General features: G+C 62.4%; 15 protein-coding genes. 7 read left to right on the top strand and 8 right to left on the bottom strand.

What is annotated here, in order from left to right:
* Positions 1-60 precede the first annotated feature (60 nt).
* Positions 61-459 (top strand): nuclear transport factor 2 family protein, encoded by a 399-nt coding sequence (locus NKJ76_RS20620; protein WP_352538241.1) that lies wholly within the window; start codon positions 61-63, stop codon positions 457-459.
* Positions 460-606: 147 nt separating this feature from the next.
* Complete coding sequence (locus NKJ76_RS20615; protein ID WP_023701195.1) at positions 607-1,410, top strand: potassium channel family protein; 804 nt, start codon at positions 607-609, stop codon at positions 1,408-1,410.
* A gap of 7 nt (positions 1,411-1,417) precedes the next feature.
* Here NKJ76_RS20615 and NKJ76_RS20610 read toward each other — a convergent pair whose 3' ends face one another.
* Positions 1,418-2,299, bottom strand: a complete 882-nt coding sequence (locus tag NKJ76_RS20610) for a DMT family transporter (RefSeq protein ID WP_023701194.1) — start codon at positions 2,297-2,299, stop codon at positions 1,418-1,420.
* A 182-nt stretch (positions 2,300-2,481) separates the two neighbouring features.
* Here NKJ76_RS20610 and NKJ76_RS20605 point away from each other — a divergent pair, with 182 nt between their 5' ends.
* A complete protein-coding gene (locus NKJ76_RS20605; RefSeq protein WP_023701193.1) occupies positions 2,482-2,988 on the top strand; it encodes a hypothetical protein in 507 nt (168 codons plus the stop codon).
* Positions 2,989-2,994: 6 nt separating this feature from the next.
* On the opposite strand, the gene NKJ76_RS20600 is transcribed toward NKJ76_RS20605, so the two are convergent.
* The gene (locus NKJ76_RS20600) at positions 2,995-4,323 is read right to left on the bottom strand and encodes a DNA polymerase IV (RefSeq protein ID WP_352538240.1); all 1,329 of its coding nucleotides are present in this window, start codon (positions 4,321-4,323) and stop codon (positions 2,995-2,997) included.
* Between the two features lie 67 nt (positions 4,324-4,390).
* On the opposite strand from NKJ76_RS20600, the gene NKJ76_RS20595 reads away from it, so the two are divergent.
* Both NKJ76_RS20595 and NKJ76_RS20590 read left to right on the top strand, forming a co-directional pair.
* On the top strand, positions 4,391-4,966 hold the full coding sequence (locus NKJ76_RS20595) for a GNAT family N-acetyltransferase (protein ID WP_352538239.1): 576 nt from the start codon (positions 4,391-4,393) through the stop codon (positions 4,964-4,966).
* Between the two features lie 98 nt (positions 4,967-5,064).
* Entirely contained in the window at positions 5,065-6,594 is a 1,530-nt protein-coding gene (locus NKJ76_RS20590; protein WP_352538238.1) for a hypothetical protein, read from the top strand.
* A gap of 25 nt (positions 6,595-6,619) precedes the next feature.
* On the opposite strand, the gene NKJ76_RS20585 is transcribed toward NKJ76_RS20590, so the two are convergent.
* Together NKJ76_RS20585 and NKJ76_RS20580 are read right to left on the bottom strand one after the other, a co-directional pair.
* Positions 6,620-7,273, bottom strand: coding sequence for a hypothetical protein (locus tag NKJ76_RS20585; protein WP_023741458.1), 654 nt, complete (start codon positions 7,271-7,273; stop codon positions 6,620-6,622).
* The gene (locus NKJ76_RS20580) at positions 7,270-7,569 is read right to left on the bottom strand and encodes a DUF3572 domain-containing protein (protein ID WP_023681573.1); all 300 of its coding nucleotides are present in this window, start codon (positions 7,567-7,569) and stop codon (positions 7,270-7,272) included. Before NKJ76_RS20580 ends, NKJ76_RS20585 begins: the two co-directional genes overlap by 4 nt.
* 239 nt (positions 7,570-7,808) lie before the next feature.
* On the opposite strand from NKJ76_RS20580, the gene NKJ76_RS20575 reads away from it, so the two are divergent.
* Together NKJ76_RS20575 and NKJ76_RS20570 are read left to right on the top strand one after the other, a co-directional pair.
* Complete coding sequence (locus NKJ76_RS20575; RefSeq protein ID WP_023667574.1) at positions 7,809-8,180, top strand: response regulator; 372 nt, start codon at positions 7,809-7,811, stop codon at positions 8,178-8,180.
* 24 nt (positions 8,181-8,204) lie between these two features.
* Positions 8,205-9,578 carry a PleD family two-component system response regulator gene (locus tag NKJ76_RS20570; RefSeq protein WP_352538237.1) on the top strand — a complete coding sequence of 458 codons (1,374 nt, stop codon included), beginning with the start codon at positions 8,205-8,207 and terminating at the stop codon, positions 9,576-9,578.
* A gap of 409 nt (positions 9,579-9,987) precedes the next feature.
* On the opposite strand, the gene rpmG is transcribed toward NKJ76_RS20570, so the two are convergent.
* The 4 genes from rpmG to NKJ76_RS20550 form a co-directional block, all read right to left on the bottom strand.
* A complete protein-coding gene (gene rpmG, locus NKJ76_RS20565) occupies positions 9,988-10,155 on the bottom strand; it encodes a 50S ribosomal protein L33 (RefSeq protein ID WP_006201775.1) in 168 nt (55 codons plus the stop codon).
* A 422-nt stretch (positions 10,156-10,577) separates the two neighbouring features.
* Positions 10,578-11,033 carry a YqfO family protein gene (locus tag NKJ76_RS20560; protein WP_023741456.1) on the bottom strand — a complete coding sequence of 152 codons (456 nt, stop codon included), beginning with the start codon at positions 11,031-11,033 and terminating at the stop codon, positions 10,578-10,580.
* Between the two features lie 116 nt (positions 11,034-11,149).
* Positions 11,150-12,325: an MFS transporter gene (locus NKJ76_RS20555; protein ID WP_023681570.1), complete on the bottom strand. Its 1,176-nt coding sequence runs from the start codon at positions 12,323-12,325 to the stop codon at positions 11,150-11,152.
* 79 nt (positions 12,326-12,404) lie between these two features.
* Positions 12,405-13,145: an NUDIX hydrolase gene (locus NKJ76_RS20550; protein WP_023741455.1), complete on the bottom strand. Its 741-nt coding sequence runs from the start codon at positions 13,143-13,145 to the stop codon at positions 12,405-12,407.
* Positions 13,146-13,187 lie beyond the last annotated feature (42 nt).

The following is a 13,187-nucleotide window of genomic DNA, read 5'->3' as shown; positions in this document are numbered from 1 at the left end:
TGAACTGACCTTCCTTTGAACCACATGCGTTGAGCAGAAACTTCACAGGAACGCACAATCATGCCCAGCCGCGAACACGTCGAAGCCTTCCTCAAGGAGGTGGTCGAAGGCTGCCACGTCAAGGCGATCGCCGACTTCTACCATGACGATGCCACCATGCAGGAAAATCTCGGCGTCCCGCGGCGCGGCAAGGAAACACTGATGGCGCATGAGCAGGCAGCACTCGACCGGATCGAGAAGATGCACACCCATCCTGTCCAGACATTCCTGGTCGATGGCGACAATGTCGCCATACGCTGGACCTTCGACCGTGTCGACAAGGCCGGCACCGTGCGCCGGCTGGAAGAGGTGGCCCTGCAGCGCTGGCATGGTGACCGGATTGCGGAGGAGCGGTTCGTCTACGGCACCGCCTCGGCCTGGCGCCTCGTGGGGCCGGACGGCAAGGTGGTGGAGGGGTGACGATCACCGGGTCAGGTCATGATGAGATTTGGTTGAAATCTCATCATGATCTAACCCTTTGTTGGAGCATGATCTTTTCCAAAACCGGCACCCACTTTTTGGGATCATGCTCTAGACGGCCCCGGCTGGGACCGTTACGCACTTGTGATGAAGGCAGCCGAGAAGGACGGATTGCAGCAAAACTCAGCGATGGCGCGGCTGCGTGACAGGCTGCGCAAGCTCTATCACGGGCGCACGCCGGCGGCGTTCCGGTTTCAACTGGCGGCGGTCATCATCGACCTCGCCATCATCGCCTTCTTCGTTGCCACGCCGGTGCTCCAGGACAAGCCGTCATTCCTGTGGCTCGACTATACCGTCGCCGCATTGGTCGCCGCCGACCTGATTGCCCGGCTGTTAGCCTCCAACGACATGTTGCGCCTGATGAAACAGCCGACATCCTGGGTCGATGTCTTCATCCTTTTGACGCTGCTGATGCCGACGGCGCTGGCAAATCTGGCGTTCCTGCGCATCCTGCGGCTGTGGTCGCTGTCGCGCAGCGGGTCGCTGTGGCGGCATTTCGAAATGCGTGGCTTGAGGCCCTGGCGCGAGGCGAGCCACGCGGTCATCAACCTGTTGACGTTCCTGTTCGTCATCACCGGCTTCGTCTACACCTTCTTCTTCCGCACCGGCGCCGGCCTCGAAAACTACATTGATGCGCTGTATTTCACCGTTGCCACGGTGACGACCACCGGTTTCGGCGACATCGTGCTGCCGGGGATCGCCGGCAAGCTGACCGCGATCGCCACCATGATCATCGGCATCTCGCTGTTCGTCAGACTGGCGACGGCGATTTTTCGACCCGCCAAGGTGTTCTTTCCCTGTCCGCAATGCGGACTGCAACGGCATGAGCCGGACGCCGTGCACTGCAAGGCCTGCGGGCATCTTCTCAACATACCGGATGAGGGGAATTGACCGACCGCTACGAGGCCGCGACCTCGGCCGGCTTTGGCGCCTTGCGCTGCAGGTTGAGCAGGTTGCCCATCAGGATCAGCAGGGCGCCGCCGGCTGTAAAGATGTCGATCTGCTCGCTGTAGAGCAGCCAGCCGATCAGCGCCGACAGCGGCACGCGCAGGAAATCCATCGGTGAAATCACCGTAGCGTCGGCATAGGTGAGGGCACGCGCCATGCAGAAATGCGACGACATGCCGGTGAAGGCAATCAGCAGGATCCATGGCCAGAGTTCGAGCGGTGGGTTGCGCCATTCATAAAGCGCCGGGATCAGGCCGACCACCGACTGGATGATCAGCATCCAGAAGATGATGCGCACGACGCTGTCCGTGCGGGTCAGCGACTTGACCAACACCACCGATACGCCAAAGCACACGGCCGCGCCGAGAACGACGAGGTGACCCGGATCCATGGAGCCGACGCCGGGGCGAACGATGACCACCACGCCGATCAGGCCAAGCACGACCGCCGCAATTTTCGGGCGGGAGAGCCTTTCGCCAAGAAAGGTCACCGCCAGGATCGCGGTCCAGATCGGTGTGGTGAATTCGATCGATATGAGCACCGCAAGCGGGATCAGCGTCAGCGCATAGAGCCATGCCGCCTGGCCCGTATAGTGGATGACATTGCGAGCGATATGGGCCAACGGGCGCTGCGTGAGCATTGCGGCGAATCCGCCGCTCATCATCACCAGCGGCAACAGGATGAAGAAGCCGATTACCGAGCGCAGTTCCAGTACCTGGAAGACGTTGAGCTCGGCGGTGGTTGCGCGGCCGGCGACTGACATCGCCAGAAACGAGGCGATCGACAGCGCCATCCAGAACGCGGCTTTGGGGATCGATGGGGAAGGTGCCATAGGCGCTATGTCGCAAGCCGGGACTTCTATCGCAACCGTTAGGCGACGCATTCGACTGGGCCAGACCGTTGCAAAACAGCCATGCTGGAAGTGGAACCTGACGCAACGGCAGGCGTTGGTTCCCGGTATTGGCCAATTGCTGGACGCATCGTTTCTTCAACATCAACGGGGGAAAGGTTCCGATGAAATCATTCGCGCGGTTTCTGCTAGCCGGCTGCCTGCTAACTGCAAGCGCCGCGGCCCATGCCGACGAGGCGAATTTTCTCAGCTCCTTGCAAGGGAATTTCTCCGGCAAGGGGACAGTCAAGGTCACCACCGACGCACCGACGATGAATGTGTCCTGCACCTTCAATTCAGACGCGACCTCGAGCTCATTGTCGCTTGACGGCAATTGCCGTGGTCTTGTCGTGGTGACGCGCGCCATCAGCGCCAATCTGAAGGCCCGCGGGGCGACGTATACAGGCGTCTATGTCGGGTCGCGCACCGGGCCGGCACAGCTCGCCGGCAGCCGCTCCGGCAACGCGATCAGTCTCGGAATTCGCTGGGCGGCGGAGGTCAATGGTGATCGCAAGGCGCGGTTGACGGTCGAGAAAACCAGCGGCGACGGAATGCGATTGACCGTTACCGACGTCGATCCGAAAACCGGCAAGAACGTGGTGACGAGCCGCATCGATCTCAAGCGTATCTAAGCCGTCTCACTCCTCGATCGGCTCCGGCGGGTTGGCGTTGCGGCCTTTACCGAAGGTGTAGCCGGTTTCCACCGCCTTCTTGCCGAACTTGTCGCGCAGCGTATCGATGGCGCTTTCGGCCATGGCGCGCTTGCGCGAGCCGACGTCGACGAGATCGGGCGGATCGGCCTTCTCGTCATCCGAGAGATCGCTGACACCGATGCCAAGCAGCCGGTACTTTGTCCCGTCCGCCTCCTTGCGCAACAGCTCGAGCCCGGTCTGGAAAATGCGGTCGGCCAGCCGGGTCGGGTCGCCGAGCTGGCGGTTGCGGGTACGCAGCTTGAAATCCTGCGTCTTCAGCTTCAGCACCACCGTGCGCCCGGCAATGCCTGACTTCTTCAGCCGCGCCGAGACCTTTTCCGACAATCCCCTCAACACTGGAACCAGTTCGCCCATTTCAGCTATGTCGGTGTCGAAAGTGGTTTCGGCCGACACACTTTTCGCATCCTGGTGGGGATCGACACGGCGGTCGTCCTGGCCGCGCGAGAGATGGTAGAGCCGGGTGCCCATCACGCCATAGCGGCGCATAAGATCGGCGCGCTCCATGCGCTGCAACTGGGCGATGCTGCGGATGCCGTCGCGTTCGAGCGTTGCGGCAAAAGCCTTGCCGACGCCCCAGATCAGCGTCACTGGCTGTTCGGCCAGGAAACCCAGCGCCTCGGCTTCGCCGATCACCGAAAAGCCTCGCGGCTTGCGGAAATCGGAGGCAACCTTGGCCAGGAACTTGCAGTAGGAAAGGCCGGCCGAAACGGTGATGCCGATTTCCTTTTCGACGGTCTGCGCAAAGCGCGCCAGCACCACCGCCGGAGGCATGCCGTGCAGGCGCTCGGTGCCGGCGAGGTCGAGAAACGCCTCATCGATGGAGAGCGGTTCGACCAGCGGCGTCAGCGCCTGCATCAAGGCGCGGACCTCGCGGCCGACGCGGACGTATTTCTCCATGTTGGGTGGAATCACGACCGCTTCCGGACAGGCTTCGAGCGCCTTGAACATCGGCATTGCCGAGCGCACCCCCTGGATGCGGGCGATGTAGCAGGCGGTGGAGACGACGCCGCGCTTGCCGCCGCCGATGATCAGCGGCTTGTCCTCCAGCGCCGGATTGTCGCGCTTTTCGATCGCCGCATAGAAGGCGTCGCAATCGATATGCGCCAGATGCAGCTGGTAGAGCTCGGGATGGCGGGTGAGTCGAGGGCTGCCGCAACGCTCACAGCGCCTGGTATCGCTGCGCTGAAAGGTCAGGCAGTCGCGGCAAAAACCGTGCTCGGGATTGTTGACAGGGGCCGCCATCGCTGCGAACATAAAGAGAACAGATGCGATGGTACGTCAGGACGGAAGCCGCCACAAGCGGTTAGCCGGGAGATAACTCATGAGCACGACCATAGCGCCGCTGGCGCCCGACCTGTGGGCGGATTTCGAGGATCTTTTCGGCAAGCAGGGCGCCTGTTACGGGTGCTGGTGCACGCATTTCCGGATGGCGCCGGCGGTCCGGCGGGCCAGCGACAAACAGCGCAACAAGGATCATATCAAGGCGCGCATCGAGGCTGGGCCGCCGCCGGGGCTTTTGGCTTTCGAGGACGGCATAGCGGTCGGCTGGATGCAGATCGGCCCGCGCGCCGACGTGCCCGAATGGAACAATCGGGGCAGGGGCTCGGCGCCGGTCGATCCAACCGACGCCGTAGATCCCGCCGTCTGGGCCATCTCCTGCTTCTTCATCCGCGCCAGCGCGCGCGGCCGGGGCGTCAGCCACCGCCTGGTCGAGGGCGGCATCGCTTTTGCCCGCCAGAACAAGGCGCGGCTGGTCGAGGCGTGTCCGATCGACGTGTCGCGCGATTCGCGTTCGATCGGGCTGTTCGTCGGCTCGTCGCGTGTGTTCGAAAAGGCCGGCTTCGAGCGGCTCCTCGAACGCAAGGCCGGCCGGCCGCTGATGCGGCTTGTGCTGTAGGCGGCAGCAATCCATAGGTCTTGTCTTGCGGCTGTGATGGTATTTTCCTACCAGTGGTAGAAGCGGTTTTGACGACTGCAATAAAGTGGAGGATCGATATGAAGCGCGTTTTGCCATTCGCTTTGCTTCTAGCCTGCAGTGCGCCGGCGCTTGGGCAGACGGTCGACAGCGAGGGCGCCAAGCAGCTTACCGACAATCTGGCGCGCTATTTCAGCAAGAAGCCGTTCGAGATCGGATTTCTGAAGGTCTCGGTCGAAGGCGACGCCTACAAGCTCGCATTCGATTTCAAGCCCGTCGTGGAACTCTTGGCAAAACAGGATGGCCTGAAGCTCGATCTCACCCCTTATACGCTGTTGACCAAACCACGCAGCGATGGCGCGTGGGATGTCTCAGGCAATCTGGCGCCGGAAGGGTCGATGGAGTTCAACGGCCCTCAGGGGCCGCAAAGCATGAAGATATCTATCAAGGGCGGGAAGTTCGTTGGTGTCTACGATCCCGAGTTGGCGGCTTTCAGCAGCGCCACGTCGTCACTTGAAGGCATGAATATGACGTCGCAGGACGCCAGGCAGCGCACGGAGATGAGTTCTGGTGCTGGAACCGCCACAATGAGCGCTACCAAGGGCGCAACTGGCGGTGTCGATTTTAGCATGGTTCAGACGTTTGCCGATTTTGCAGAGGTCATCACGATCGACAACCCCAACAGCGGGCAGAAAATCCCGCTGACGGTCAAGTCGCCCGAATTTTCGGTCGACGCGAAAGGCAAGGGGCTGCGCACGAAGCCTATTCTGGACCTGTTGGCTTTCGCCGTGGCCAATGAGGACGAGGCGAAACTGAAAGCCGATCAGGCGGAGCTCAAGTCGCATCTTCTGACCGCGCTGCCGATATGGGAGCGGATTGATGGGGCTTACAGTCTCAAGGATTTCAGCGTCGGCAGCCCGATCGGCAGTTTCGGCGCAGCAACACTCGGCATCGCCTTCGGCATGGACGGTGTCTCGCGCAACGGGACGATCAGCTACGGGATCAAAGCGTCTGGGCTCTCGATACCGCAAAATCTTGTTCCAGCCTGGAGCGTCGCGCTGTTGCCCACCGACATCGACCTCAATTTCGGTGGGGCCAACATCGATCTCGACACAATGGCCAAGAAGGCTATCGAGGCCTTCGATCTCAACAACAACCCGCCGCTTTCGGCGGATTTCGGCGACGGCGTGAAGAAAGATTTTCTGGCGAACGGCCCCAAGATCCTCATCGGCCACAGCACGGTCAAGGGCGGCGGTGCCGAAATCGGGCTGGAGGGCGATATGACGTTTCCCGATGGCGAGAAGCCCGATGCCAACGTGACGATCGACGTGACCGGCTACGACAAGATCGTGGCAAGCCTGCAGGAGGCGGCGAAGACCGACCCGCAGGCCTCACAGGCTTTTACCGGCGCCTTGGCCATCAAGGGATTTGCCAAGACGCTGCCGGATGGCCGTATCGAATGGGTGATCAACGCCAAGCACGATGGGTCGGTGACGGTCAACGGCGCCATGCTGAAGGGGCCGGATCCGGTCGTGGAAGACAACACCGATCAGGATGCGATCCCTGGCGAGGGCAACAATGGCGGAGCAGGGGCGAAGCTGCAGCCTTGATCGCCAAGCTTGGAGGCGCTTGGGCTTAAAGCCCGAGCGCGCTCGCGATCTTCGGCGCGGCATCGCGCCAGTCCTCGACGGAGATGATGTCGTCGGGCACCGGCGGCATGAAGGCGCGCAGCGAATTGTCGGCCATCAGGTGGAAGAGATGCGCGTCGGCGACGGAATTGCGCGCCGAGATAAGATTGGCGGGCTGGTCGTCGACAAAGGCCACCGGCCGGCCGTTCTTGCCGCGCAGTTTCGCCACCGCCGGTCCCTTGGCCATCTCGGTGGTCAACAGCGGGTAGGGCAGCCCGAGCGCATCGAGATGGGCGCGGCGCGCAGCGCGATGCCGGTGCGGCATGGCGGTCAAAAGGACGATCTCGACGCGGTCGCTGAGGCTGGCAAGCGCTTGTTCGGCACCGTCGGTAACGCTCTGCCAGTCGGCCTGCGTATCGAAGAAATCTCCGAGAAGTGCCGTCACCTCCGGCTGTTCGATCAGCCGGCCGCTCGCCGTTTCGGCAATGTTGCCGGTGAGACGGAAGGAGGCCAGGGTCAGGCCGAAGCCGCGCGATTTCAGGAAATGCGGAAACGGCCGGATGAATTCGAGCACGACATCGTCGACATCGAGGATCAGCAGAGGCCGGTCGTCGGCTGCAAGTTCGGCGATCTGGCGTGCCGTCTCGGGATCGTCGCTCATATCGAATGCTCATGGTCGTCGCCGCCAAGAGGCAGCGCCCGCAACGCCTTGCCGATGGCGGCCGGGGGCGTGTCGGTTTCCTCGGCAAAGCGCAGCAAGGTCGGCTCGTGGGCAAGCATGAACTGCAGCACGCCGGCAAGGAATCCCGGTTCGGCCGCGGCGCGGCGGATGGCGGACGCCTCGATGCCGGTGAGGGCCAGGAAGCGCGGCAGGAGTTCGGGGTCGGCGGCGACGAAGCCCAGTGCCTTCACGGCAATGGTTTCCGCTTCCTCGCGCATTGACGCTGCGTTTGCCATCACTACTTTCTCGTTGCGGAAATGAGTCTCTTTTCCGCAGTAATCGCAAGCGTCGCCTGCGGCAAGCCACAGCCCCGATCCAATGTGGTTTTCGAGGTGGAATCCGAATGGCTTTTGCCGCTTCGGGTTTCCATTTCGTCAATCATATTGCCTTAAGAGTGAGCGAGGGTTTGGTGTGCTTCGACAAGGGCGCATAGCGGCAGGGCTTCGGGCAGAAGCCTGGCCGGGACGGGAAATCGATGCCTAAGAAGGTCATGATCGTCGAGGACAACGAGCTCAATATGAAGCTCTTTCGCGACCTCATCGAAGCCAGCGGTTATGAAACGGTGCGCACGCGCAACGGGCTCGAGGCGCTCGATCTGGCGCGCCAGCACAGGCCCGACCTGATCCTGATGGACATCCAGCTGCCCGAAGTGTCGGGGCTGGAAGTGACGAAATGGCTGAAGGAGGACGACGACCTCCATTCCATTCCGGTCATCGCCGTCACCGCCTTCGCCATGAAGGGCGACGAGGAACGCATTCGCCAGGGCGGTTGCGAGGCCTACATCTCCAAGCCGATCTCGGTGCCGCGTTTCATCGAGACCATCAAATCCTATCTCGGTGATGCCTGATGCCTTCAGCCGGAGCCTTGTGACATGACCGCGCGGATCCTCGTCGTCGACGACATTCCTGCCAATGTCAAACTTCTCGAGGTTCGGCTGCTGGCCGAATATTTCGAGGTGTTGACGGCCTCCAACGGGCCGGACGCGATCGAGACCTGCGAAAACGGCAAGGTCGATGTCGTGCTGCTCGACGTGATGATGCCCGGCATGGACGGGTTCGAGGTCTGCAAGCGGCTGAAAAGCGATCCGGCGACCGCGCATATACCGGTGGTCATGGTGACCGCGCTGGGCCATGTTGCCGACCGGGTGCGCGGCCTCGAGGCAGGCGCCGACGACTTTCTCACCAAGCCGGTCAACGATCTGCAACTGATGACGCGGGTGAAGAGCCTGGTCAGGCTGAAGTCGCTGACCGACGAGCTGCGGCTGCGCGCATCGACCACCCGCAACATCGGCGTCGAGGCGCTGTTGAGCCGCAGCTTCGCGTCGGAGGACGCCACGCCGAAGGTGCTGTTGATCGACGAGCGCAAATCGTCGGTTGAGCGCATCCAGAACATGCTGCGCGGCAGCGCCGAGCTCGACATTGCCACCGATCCGCATGCCGGCTTCTTCCAGGCCGCCGAGGCGCCCTATGAGTGCGTGCTGATCTCGACCGGTTTTACCGATTTCGATCCGCTGCGGTTGTGTTCGCAATTGCGTTCGCTCGACCGCACCCGCTTCCTGCCGATCATCCTGATTGCCGACGAAGGCGAGGAGGGCCGCATCATCAGAGGCCTCGAGCTCGGCATCAACGACTATCTGATGCGGCCGATCGACCAGCAGGAGCTGACGGCGCGGCTGCGCACGCAGGTGCGCCGCAAGCGCTACAACGACCAGCTGCGCGCCAGTGTCACCCAGACCATCGAGATGGCGGTGACCGACGCGTTGACCGGGCTGCACAACCGCCGCTACCTCGACAGCCATTTGCAGACGCTGTTCGACCGCGCCGTGGCGCGGCGGCGGCCTCTGTCGGTGATGATCACCGATCTCGACCGCTTCAAGACCGTCAATGACTCGCATGGCCATGATGGCGGCGACGATGTGCTGCGCGAGTTCGCAAGGCGGCTGCGCAAGAACGTCAGGGGCATCGACCTTGCCTGCCGCTTCGGCGGCGAGGAATTCGTCGTTGTGATGCCGGACACGGACGGCACGGTGGCGGAGAAGGTTGCCGAGCGCATTCGCGCCGAAATCGCCCAGCTGCCGTTTGCCATCGGTCCTGACGGCAAGGCGATCGAAGTCACGGTCAGCGTCGGCGTGTCATCGGTTCTGAAGGGCGCGGACACGGTCGCGGCGTTGATGAAACGTGCCGACGTGGCGCTCTACGAAGCCAAAAGTGGCGGCCGCAACCGGGTCGTCGCCAAGGCAGCGTAGGCTAGACCACCGATTATCCAGGCAATCGGACAGGGTTAGGAATTTACCTTAATCCAAGCGATTCGGCAGGCTTGGTTAAGAAACTATTGATTTTCAAACATTGTTGCGCAAATGTGCGGTGCAAGAACAAGGGCGATGCGGGCACGAGGGTAGACAGCCGCATCGCTTCGCCGAATACCCCATGATGCTCAGGTCCGCCGCATCTCCTGGGTCCGTGGGGTCGGCCGGCCGGCGCTGGCACATAGTGGCCTCCTCGTACCGCTGCCATACGCCGACCGGCCCCCTTTTTTGCCAAAAAATGAGATGAGCACTTCGCGCCAAACAGCGGAGGGTTCTGGCTTTTCGGGGCCTTGAATCAAAAACGCCGCCCGAAGGGGCGGCGCTTTTGACAGAGCGTATGAAAACCAGATTACTTGATCTTGGTTTCCTTGAACTCGACATGCTTCTTGGCGACCGGGTCGTATTTGCGGAACGACAGCTTGTCGGTCTTGGTACGGCTGTTCTTGCTGGTCACGTAGAAGAAACCGGTGTCGGCGGTCGACAGAAGCTTGATCTTGATGTTTGCGGCTTTGGCCATTGTATCAGTCCGTTATGTTCGTGGGGTTTTGGCCGCTGGAGCGGGGGAAAACACCCGGACGCGGGAAACTTGGCGCGACACATAAAGAACGTGCCCGGAAAGTCAAGCCCGGCGCGGCCGCCGTGTCGTAAGCACATGAGTTGTCCGGATTAGGTAGCACATGAGTTGTCCGGTTTTATCATCGGCCCGATGGAGGCTGAGGATGAGACGGACAGCATGGCTATAGGCCGGCGAATGCCGCGACGCTGCGAAGCGGCGCTGGTTCGGCAGGGTGGATTGGTCACCCGCGCCCAACTCTTCGCAGGCTCAGGGCATTCGAATCTCGAAAAACCACGCAATTGGCTTTTCGTCCGCTACGGACCGCTTCTCACCTCACAACGGAGAAGGTAAGGCCGGTGCTTCCCCTCAGCGGGGCCGGATTTCTAGGCTTCTTCCTTAACTGGAAGCGCTTTCTTCCAGTCCCCGGTGGTGTTCCACCAGCGATTCGGATTGGCGCGGTCGTCCAGGCCCTTGGAGCGGCTGGCGAGGATCGGCTGGATGCGGATCACCGGCTCCTGGTAGGAATGCGCCTGGAAAATCGCCTCGACGACGCAGGCGGCGAGCACCTGGTCGTCGGGCAACTCGAACGAGACCTCGACGGTGCCGGGGCGGCGGCGCAGTTCGGTTTCGACGCCGGCGGCTGCACCTTCCAGCGGTCGGTAGCGTTCGATGCCGTGCGCCGTTTGATAGGCGTTGCGGTCGTATTTGCCCATTGCCAGCGGCGCGATCGCGACCACGGCGTCCATGATGCGGTCGACATCGGCTGCCGGGGCCTGGAAGCTGACAAGCAGCAGAAGCGTCATGCGCAGAGATGTGGTTTCAAAGCCGCTGTCGATCATCGCCGTATCCTCAAACTCGGGTTTTTTGGGACACCCTTTTAGCTGAGGTCTCCTGACACGGTTCTGTCAGCAGCGGCGACATCCCGTCAGGATTCCGCAGGCTGGCGACGGACAGGCTACCAGATCTTGCGGACCAGCCTGGCGCTGACCAAGGCGATATAGGCGGCAAAGAACAGGCCGAGCGACCAGCCGAAGCCGGAGGGCCCGAAGGCATCCATGCCGATGCCGATCGCCTGCGGGCCAAGCACCATGCCGACGCCGTAGCAGAGCACGAAGGCGGCATTGGCCGAGGCCAGTTCATGGCCGGAGAGCTGCGAGCCCAGATGGGCAAGGCCGATCGTGTACATGGCGGCCACCACGCCGCCCCAGACGAACAGAAGCGCCGCCATCAGGTGCCAATTGCCGGCGAAGAACGGCATGAAGATGGTGCCGGCAAGTCCGACCGTGGCACAGGCCAAAAGCAGATAGCGGCGGTCTGAGACGCGGTCGCTGATCATGCCGATAGGGATCTGCAACAGCACGTTGCCGAGGCCGATCATGGTGAGCAGGAGGGCTGCATCCGCCTCGGAATAGCCGATGCGGTTGCCATAGACGGGGAACAGCGCAAAGCCGCCGGTCTCGACGGCGCCGAACACCAGCACGGCGGCGGTCGCTGTCGGCACCAGCCAGATGTAGCGCAGGAAGTTGCTGGTTTCGCCGTCAACCACGATTGTGGGACTTTCATTCCGTGCGGCCAGCACCGGGATTGCGGCCAGCGCGACCAGGACGATGATGACGCCAAACGGCAAGAAGCCGGTGCTGCCGATATGGGCGAAGATCCATGGCCCGGCGGCGAAGCCGAGCGACAGCACTGTGGCGTAGATGCCGAGCACCAGGCCGCGCCGGCGCGGCGGCGCCGAGGTGCTGATCCAGAATTCCGACAGGATGAACAGCACCGTCAGCGCGATGTGCAGCACGACGCGTAGTGGGAACCACATCCAGAAGTCCGGCGCGAAGTGGAAGCCGACAAAGGCGAGCGCGCCGGCGGCGATCATGGCGATCATCGTCCAGGCGACGCCGAAGCGCATCGCCAGCGGCGTGGCCAGCGGGGCGCCGGCGATCGAGGCGAGGCCGGCGACCGCGGTGTTGAGGCCGATCATCGATGCCGAGTGGCCGCGGCTCTCGAGAATAACGCTGAGCAGCGGCATGCCGAGGCCTATGGCGATGCCCACGACGCTGATCGACGAGATCGCGGCGATCATAGGTAGCCAATGTACGCGCTCGTCGCCCTCTTGCTGGGTATCGACCGTCATGTGATGCCTGAATACTCTGTTTGTTTGATATTGCGTAATTCCGGACGGAAAACCGCGTCACACTTTTCCTGGAATTGCTCTAAAGAATTTCGCGAACGAAGCGATTGCGGAAAAGCCGGTAGAACGGCACGGACCCACCGGGTCGCAGGCGCGGATCGTCGGCAAGCCGCGTCTCCAGCTCCTGCAAGATCGTTCGGGTGATGTCGGGGATATCGGCCTCTCTGGCCTTGGCAAGCGGCAGCCAGACCAGTTCTTCCAGCTCATTGGTCGGGCCGCCACCCGGCAGTTCCACGGCGACATCGCTGCGCCAGGCGCTGAAGAAGCGGGTGTCGAAACGACGCACGCGATTGGGCGGGGTGATGGCGCGGGCGATGAAGCGCAGCGGCGCCAGCGAAGGCTGGACGCCGTGCTCGACAAAGCCCTGCCAGTCGCGTTTGTCGGTTGCGAACGAGCCTTTGCTGCCGATGAGCAGGCCGGCTTCCTCATAAGTCTCGCGGATGGCCGAGAGCGCGATGGCACGGGCCCGCGACGGGCTGATGCGGCCGACGCCGGCAGTCAGCCTGGCTTCTTCCTCCGGGAGCAATGGGGTGGCAACGGCAATGCGGCTGTCGGCCGAATCGGTGCGGCCGCCGGGAAAGACGAACTTGCCGGGCATGAAGGCGTGGCCTGCATGGCGCCGGCCCATCAGCACCAGAATCTCGTCGCCCTCGCGGTCGAGCAGGATCAGGGTGGCGGCATCGCGCGGGCGTATGGGCAGGCCGCTGTGGGCGGCTGCGCCACGGTCCATCCTGCTGACTTCCGCCTTGGTCATACCTTCCATGCGCAGGACCTAGCGGAAACTTCTGGCAAACGAAAGTGGCCT

The sequence above is a fragment of the Mesorhizobium sp. M0029 genome, assembly GCF_040323735.1.
Classification (GTDB): Bacteria; Pseudomonadota; Alphaproteobacteria; order Rhizobiales; family Rhizobiaceae; genus Mesorhizobium.
Note: the sequence above shows the minus strand (reverse complement) of the source record. Positions and strands in the feature narration are given on the sequence as shown.

Bases quoted from the DNA above. Each gene is read 5' to 3' on its own strand.
- NKJ76_RS20620 (WP_352538241.1), top strand. From the start codon at position 61: ATGCCCAGCCGCGAACACGTCGAAGCCTTCCTCAAGGAGGTGGTCGAA.
- NKJ76_RS20615 (WP_023701195.1), top strand. From the start codon at position 607: ATGAAGGCAGCCGAGAAGGACGGATTGCAGCAAAACTCAGCGATGGCG.
- NKJ76_RS20610 (WP_023701194.1), bottom strand. From the start codon at position 2,299: ATGGCACCTTCCCCATCGATCCCCAAAGCCGCGTTCTGGATGGCGCTG.
- NKJ76_RS20605 (WP_023701193.1), top strand. From the start codon at position 2,482: ATGAAATCATTCGCGCGGTTTCTGCTAGCCGGCTGCCTGCTAACTGCA.
- NKJ76_RS20600 (WP_352538240.1), bottom strand. From the start codon at position 4,323: ATGTTCGCAGCGATGGCGGCCCCTGTCAACAATCCCGAGCACGGTTTT.
- NKJ76_RS20595 (WP_352538239.1), top strand. From the start codon at position 4,391: ATGAGCACGACCATAGCGCCGCTGGCGCCCGACCTGTGGGCGGATTTC.
- NKJ76_RS20590 (WP_352538238.1), top strand. From the start codon at position 5,065: ATGAAGCGCGTTTTGCCATTCGCTTTGCTTCTAGCCTGCAGTGCGCCG.
- NKJ76_RS20585 (WP_023741458.1), bottom strand. From the start codon at position 7,273: ATGAGCGACGATCCCGAGACGGCACGCCAGATCGCCGAACTTGCAGCC.
- NKJ76_RS20580 (WP_023681573.1), bottom strand. From the start codon at position 7,569: ATGGCAAACGCAGCGTCAATGCGCGAGGAAGCGGAAACCATTGCCGTG.
- NKJ76_RS20575 (WP_023667574.1), top strand. From the start codon at position 7,809: ATGCCTAAGAAGGTCATGATCGTCGAGGACAACGAGCTCAATATGAAG.
- NKJ76_RS20570 (WP_352538237.1), top strand. From the start codon at position 8,205: ATGACCGCGCGGATCCTCGTCGTCGACGACATTCCTGCCAATGTCAAA.
- rpmG (WP_006201775.1), bottom strand. From the start codon at position 10,155: ATGGCCAAAGCCGCAAACATCAAGATCAAGCTTCTGTCGACCGCCGAC.
- NKJ76_RS20560 (WP_023741456.1), bottom strand. From the start codon at position 11,033: ATGATCGACAGCGGCTTTGAAACCACATCTCTGCGCATGACGCTTCTG.
- NKJ76_RS20555 (WP_023681570.1), bottom strand. From the start codon at position 12,325: ATGACGGTCGATACCCAGCAAGAGGGCGACGAGCGCGTACATTGGCTA.
- NKJ76_RS20550 (WP_023741455.1), bottom strand. From the start codon at position 13,145: ATGGAAGGTATGACCAAGGCGGAAGTCAGCAGGATGGACCGTGGCGCA.